Origin of the sequence: Haloactinopolyspora sp. (assembly GCF_027324685.1) — a bacterium.
Lineage (GTDB): Bacteria > Actinomycetota > Actinomycetes > Jiangellales > Jiangellaceae > Haloactinopolyspora.
Genome location: NZ_DAHVSH010000033.1, coordinates 1 through 5615, shown reverse-complemented (window position 1 = coordinate 5615; position 5615 = coordinate 1). Strand labels below are relative to the sequence as shown.

Sequence of the window (5615 nt, the reverse complement as noted above, 5' to 3'; positions counted from 1 at the left end):
CGCCACGCGCCGTGACCACCGCGCCCCGTCCGCGGCGCAACTCGACCACGCCCTCATCGCGGAGCTGCTGGTAGCCCCGCAACACGGTGTGCACGTTGACACTCAGCGAATCGGCCAGATCGCGTGCGCCCGGCAGGCGTTCACCAGCGGTGATCTCTCCCCGCGCCACCGCGCCGCGCACAGCGGAGGCCAGTTGAGCGAACAGCGGCTCGGCGGAGGCGGGGTCCAGCCGGATCAACATGCCACTGAGTCTATTGTTCTATTGAAACTAGAACAAGTCGGGACACGGTCGGCTGCGGTACGGTCGAGTGCGTGCCGGAACTCGAACGCCTCAGCCCGCCCATCGCCAAGCGCGTCGCCACCAGCCGAAACGTCCACGGCGACACCGTCGTCGACCACTACGCCTGGCTGAAAGACCGCGACGACCCGGACACCATCGCCTACCTCGAAGCCGAGAACGCGCACACCGAGGCGGCGCTGGCCCACACCAAGGAGCTTCAGGACACGATCTTCGACGAGATCAAGTCCCGCACGCTCGAGACCGACCTGTCCGTCCCCACCCGTCACGGCTCCTGGTGGTACTACACGCGCACCACCGAAGGGCAGCAGTACGCGGTGCACTGCCGGTCGCGCACCGAGCCGCAGCTTCCGGACGACCCGACTCAGCCGCTGCCCGCACCGGATGACGAACAGGTACTTCTCGACGAGAACGAACTCGCCGGCGACTCCCCGTACTTCGCCCTCGGCGCCTTCGACGTCAGCCCGGACGGCCGGCTGCTCGCGTACTCCACCGACCACGACGGCGACGAGACCTACACCATGTGGTTCAAGGATCTCCAGACCGGCGAACAACTGCCCGACTCGATTCCGGGCACGTACTACAGCACCGCGTGGTCCGCCGACGCCTCGGCGCTGTTCTACACCACCGTCGACGCCGCCATGCGCCCGTACCGCGTGTGGCGGCACGTCCTGGGCACCGAGGTCGAGTCGGACGTCATCGTGCACGAGGAGACCGACGAGCGGTTCTTCGCCGGTGTCGGGTTGACGCGCAGCGAGCAGTACATCGTCATCGGGGTCGGCAGCATGGTCACCAGCGAGGTCCGGGTGCTACCGGCGACCGAGCCGCTGGGCGAGTTCACCGTGATCGAGCCCCGCCGCCAGGGGGTCGAGTACTCCCTCGACCATGCCGGCGACACCTTCTACATCGTGCACAACGACGACGCCGAGGACTTCGAGCTGGTGGCAGCGCCGGTCACCGCGCCTGGCCGGGCGAACTGGCGGCCCGTCCTCGCCCACCGGGCCGGAACACGCATCACCGGCGTCGACGCCTTCGCGACGCACCTCGTGGTGTCCATGCGCCACCAGGGGCGTACGGAACTGCAGGTCCTGCCGCTGCCCGAAGGCACCGACGGCGCTGCCGACGTGCGCTCCGCGAGGTTCATCGAGGTTCCCGAAGAGGTCCGGACCGTCCACCCCGGGACGAACCCGGAGTTCGACACGTCGGTGTTCCGTCTCGGCTACACCTCGTTGACCACGCCGAGCTCGGTCTACGACTACGACATCGGCTCCGGTGAGCTGCGGCTGCGCAAGCGCAAGCCGGTCCTGGGCGAGTTCGATCCGAACGACTACGAGGCGGTGCGGGAGTGGGCGAGCGCCGCCGACGGCACCCGCATACCCATCTCACTCGTACGTCGCCGCGACACGCCCCGCGACGGCAGCGCGCCGTGCGTGCTCTACGGCTACGGCTCGTACGAGGCGTCGATGGACCCGTGGTTCTCCATTCCGCGGCTCAGCCTGCTCGACCGCGGGTTCGTGTTCGCCATCGCCCACGTGCGCGGCGGCGGCGAGCTGGGACGCCGGTGGTACGAGGACGGCAAACTGCTGGCCAAGAAGAACACGTTCACCGACTTCATCGCCTGTGCCGAACACCTGGTGAAGGCGGGCTGGACCTCGTCGGACCGGCTGGCCGGGCGCGGCGGGAGCGCGGGCGGACTGCTGATCGGCGCCGTCGCCAACCTGGCGCCGTCCGCCTTCGCTGCGCTGGTGGCCGAAGTGCCGTTCGTGGACGCGCTGAACACCATCCTCGATCCGTCGATGCCCTTGACGGTCATCGAGTGGGAGGAATGGGGCAACCCGGTCGAGTCCGCCGAGGTGTACGCCTACATGAAGGCGTACTCGCCGTACGAGAACGTCGCGCCCGTCGACTACCCCGCCATGCTGGTCACCGCCGGGCTGAACGACCCGCGCGTGAGCTATCACGAACCGGCGAAGTGGGTCGCTCGACTACGCGCTACGGCCACCGGCGACCGCCCGTTGTTACTCAAGACCGAGATGGGGGCCGGACACAGCGGACCATCCGGACGTTACGACGCCTGGCGCGACGAAGCACTCGTCCTCGCTTTCGTCATCGACGCCACGTCGGCCTGACACCGCCCGCACCGACCTGGTCGATCAGCCTTGCGGGTCAGCATGCAGCGCGTAAATTCGGGTACGCGTTCGTCTGTCTCGAAATCGAGGAGTGATCATGAAGGGCAAGCTGCTCATCCTGACCGGTGCCGCCGTGGGGTACGTGCTCGGAACCCGCGCCGGACGCCAGCGGTACGAGGAGATCAAGGGACGCGCGAACGCTTGGTGGCAGGACCCCAAGGTCCAGCAGCGCGTCTCCGACGCCGAACAGGCCGTCCGCGCGAAGGCGCCGCACGTCCAAGAGCGCCTCACCGAGGCGGCCGGGCGCGCCACCGAAAAGGTGAAGTCGACCGTCCAGCGCCATGAGGACGTCGATCCGGAGGTGAGTGCCAATGGCCGCCCCGACCAGTACTCGTGACGACAAGTCCGTCGCCGACCTCGTCAAACAGTTCTCCGAACAGACGTCACATCTGGTCCGCGACGAAATGCGGCTGGCTCGGGCCGAGATGCAGGACACCGCTCGCCATGCCGGCAAGGGTGTCGGTCTGTTCAGTGCGGCGGGGCTGATCGCGCTGTACGGCGTGGCGGCGCTGCTCGCCGGCGCGGTGGCCGCCCTGTCTCTGGTGCTGGAGGTATGGGCGGCCGCGCTGATCGTCGGGGGCGCCCTGCTGCTGATCGCCGGTATCGCCGCACTGCTCGGCAAGCGGCAGGTCGACCAGGTGCACCCGACGCCGCAACGCACCGCCGACAGCGTCCGCCGCGACGTCGAAGAGCTGAAAGGCGGCGGGCACTCGTGAGCGCGCCACCAGACCAACGTCGCCCCGCCGTCGAACCGCCGGACGGCGCGGGGGTCGACGAACTCGCGGCCCACATCGAGCAGACCCGGCACGAGCTCGGTGAGACGGTCGAGGCGTTGTCGCGCAAGCTCGACGTCAGGGAACAGACCCAGCGCACCGTCGCCGCTGCCCGGGATGCCGCGACGCGACCGGTGACTCTGGCGGTGGCTGGCGCCGTCCTCGTCGCCGCCGTCGCGGGCATCATCGTGTGGCGCTACCGCCGGTAGCCCGTCTCCGCCTACCGAGGAGCCATCATGTCGGACGACACCACGCGGTCCGGCGCGCCCCAGCCCACGGCCCAGCCGCCGACCGGGGCCGGCCGTGCCGCGGATGCCCCGGATACCCGTGACGCCCCTGACCAGCCGACCTCGAACGGCATGTCGTGGGGTTACGCGATCAAGCGCAGCGTGCGCGAGTTCATCGACGACGGCTGCACCGACCTGGCGGCGGCGCTGACCTACTACGCGATCCTGTCGATCTTCCCGGGCCTCATCGCGCTGGTGTCCCTGCCCGCGGCCTTCGGACAAGGCACCCGGACCACCGACGAGCTGTTGAACATCATCGAAGACATCGCCCCGGCGTCCGTGGCCGCAGACCTCGAAGGACCCATTCAGAACCTCGCTGACCCACCGGGTGCCGGCCTCGCCTTGATCATCGGGTTGGCCGTGGCGTTGTGGTCGGCCTCGGGCTACGTCGGCGCGTTCGGCCGCGCGATGAACACCGTCTACGGCGTGACCGAAGGCCGGCCGTTCTGGAAGCTCCGCCCGATCATCCTGGGCGTGACCTTGCTGATGATGCTGCTCATCTTGGCCGCCATGGTGATGTTGATCGTCAGCGGCCCGCTGGCCCGGTCGATCGGCGAGACCATCGGCGCCGGAGACACCGCGGTGATGGTGTGGAACATCGCCAAGTGGCCCGCGCTGCTGCTGATCGTGATCTTGATCGTGGCGATGCTGTACCACCTCACGCCGAACATCAAGAAGCCGAAGTTCCGCTGGCTCAGTGGTGGCGCCGTCATCGCGATCGTCGTGTGGGCCGTGGCGTCGGCGGCGTTCGGCTTCTATGTCGCCAACTTCGGTAGCTACAACGCCACCTACGGCGCGCTGGCCGGCGTGATCGTGTTCCTGCTGTGGCTGTGGTTGACGAACCTGGCCCTGCTGTTCGGTGCGGAGTTCGACGCCGAGGCCGAGCGAGCCCGGGAGCTGCGGGACGGCAAAGCCGCGGAGGAGGACCTGCAGTTGCCGCCACGCGACAGCAAGGGCATCGACAAGGCTGAGGCGAAGCACGCCGAGCTCGTGCGCCAAGGGCGCAGCCTACGCACCCAAAGCCGGATGGACGAGAGCTAGCGGGCCAGATTGGCGCGGGCGCGCGCGGCGAACCACGCTGAGACCCGGTGCGCCATGCGTGCGCTGGAATCGGCCCAGCGAGCGAAGCGGTCGAGTCGTCGGGCGCGCCGCACCCGGCGGGCCTGCGCCGATGCCGACGCTTCCTGGTGGAGGCGCATCGCACGTTCGCGATGCATGGTGTCGTGCAGCTGAAGATTCATGGCCGTCGCTCCAGAGTGATGTGGCCGCTGACCGCGCGGGCGGACAGCATGAGCTTGTGGTCGGAGTCGCCCGGACCGTCGGCTTCGTCGAGCCCGGAGCGCACCCGCCCGCTGACCGACGAGACGTCGAGATGGGCAGCTGTACCGGCGGCGATGCCGACCTCGACGTCGCCACTCACCGTCTTGACCCGCAGTTCGCCTGCGACGGCCCGGCGAATGGTGACATCGCCGGAGACGGCTTTGACCTCGAACGACCCGTCGAGCACCGAGACGGTGACGTCGCCGGATCCGGTGGTCGCCGAGCCCGAACCCACCGCACCGGTGAGCTCGACGTCACCCGAACCGGTGCTGAGTTCGGCTCGGCCACCGGCGACGTCGACGGTGATGTCACCAGAACCGGTAGAGGCCGTGACGGACTGGGCGGTGCGGACGACGACGCTGCCGCTGCCGGCTTTGAGCTCGGCATCGGTGCACGAGTCCACGGAGATGTCGCCGGAGCCGGACTTGGCCGTGACCGCGGCGAACTCGCCATCCATCACGAGCTTGCCGGAGCCGCTCTGCAGGTCGAGTGCGCTTGCTCGCGGCACGGTGACGCTGATGTCGACCGATGCGCGTTGCAGACCGGAGCTCGGCGTCTTCGGGACCTCGATGTGTAGGGCACCAGCACGGAAGTCCACCGTGGTGGCGTCGATGATCTGGTCGGCGTCGGGCCCGGAGGCTCGCAGGTCGACACTCACCTCAGTGGTGTCGAGCGCGGTGACGATCGTCTCGCCGGAGTGCTGCCGGACACTGACATCGACCGGGCCGTCAGCCGGGAACGTCACCGG

The 5615-nt window shown here is 68.8% G+C and carries 8 protein-coding genes; 5 read left to right on the top strand and 3 right to left on the bottom strand.

What is annotated here, in order from left to right; genetic code table 11:
• Nucleotides 1-241 (bottom strand): GntR family transcriptional regulator (locus M6444_RS04485; protein ID WP_298323556.1); only part of this gene is annotated, 241 nt, incomplete at its 3' end.
• A gap of 71 nt (nt 242-312) precedes the next feature.
• Here M6444_RS04485 and M6444_RS04480 point away from each other — a divergent pair.
• The 5 genes from M6444_RS04480 to M6444_RS04460 all read left to right on the top strand — a co-directional run bounded on the left by M6444_RS04480 (nt 313) and on the right by M6444_RS04460 (nt 4588).
• Nucleotides 313-2427 carry a S9 family peptidase gene (locus M6444_RS04480; RefSeq protein ID WP_298323554.1) on the top strand — a complete coding sequence of 705 codons (2115 nt, stop codon included), beginning with the start codon at nt 313-315 and terminating at the stop codon, nt 2425-2427.
• A 97-nt stretch (nt 2428-2524) separates the two neighbouring features.
• A complete protein-coding gene (locus M6444_RS04475; protein WP_298323552.1) occupies nt 2525-2824 on the top strand; it encodes a hypothetical protein in 300 nt (99 codons plus the stop codon).
• Nucleotides 2799-3203, top strand: coding sequence for a phage holin family protein (locus M6444_RS04470; RefSeq protein ID WP_298323551.1), 405 nt, complete (start codon nt 2799-2801; stop codon nt 3201-3203). The genes M6444_RS04475 and M6444_RS04470 overlap by 26 nt, the downstream gene beginning before the upstream one ends.
• The gene (locus M6444_RS04465; RefSeq protein WP_298323550.1) at nt 3200-3469 is read left to right on the top strand and encodes a DUF3618 domain-containing protein; all 270 of its coding nucleotides are present in this window, start codon (nt 3200-3202) and stop codon (nt 3467-3469) included. Before M6444_RS04470 ends, M6444_RS04465 begins: the two co-directional genes overlap by 4 nt.
• A 27-nt stretch (nt 3470-3496) precedes the next feature.
• On the top strand, nt 3497-4588 hold the full coding sequence (locus tag M6444_RS04460; RefSeq protein ID WP_298323549.1) for a YihY/virulence factor BrkB family protein: 1092 nt from the start codon (nt 3497-3499) through the stop codon (nt 4586-4588).
• On the opposite strand, the gene M6444_RS04455 is transcribed toward M6444_RS04460, so the two are convergent.
• Together M6444_RS04455 and M6444_RS04450 are read right to left on the bottom strand one after the other, a co-directional pair.
• Nucleotides 4585-4788, bottom strand: coding sequence for a hypothetical protein (locus tag M6444_RS04455; RefSeq protein WP_298323548.1), 204 nt, complete (start codon nt 4786-4788; stop codon nt 4585-4587). The genes M6444_RS04460 and M6444_RS04455 overlap by 4 nt on opposite strands.
• Nucleotides 4785-5615, bottom strand: an 831-nt coding sequence (locus M6444_RS04450; RefSeq protein ID WP_298323546.1) for a DUF4097 family beta strand repeat-containing protein, incomplete at its 5' end; no start/stop codon positions are given. The genes M6444_RS04455 and M6444_RS04450, both read right to left, overlap by 4 nt.

Bases quoted from the DNA above. Each gene is read 5' to 3' on its own strand.
- M6444_RS04475 (WP_298323552.1), top strand. From the start codon at position 2,525: ATGAAGGGCAAGCTGCTCATCCTGACCGGTGCCGCCGTGGGGTACGTG.
- M6444_RS04470 (WP_298323551.1), top strand. From the start codon at position 2,799: ATGGCCGCCCCGACCAGTACTCGTGACGACAAGTCCGTCGCCGACCTC.
- M6444_RS04460 (WP_298323549.1), top strand. From the start codon at position 3,497: ATGTCGGACGACACCACGCGGTCCGGCGCGCCCCAGCCCACGGCCCAG.
- M6444_RS04455 (WP_298323548.1), bottom strand. From the start codon at position 4,788: ATGAATCTTCAGCTGCACGACACCATGCATCGCGAACGTGCGATGCGC.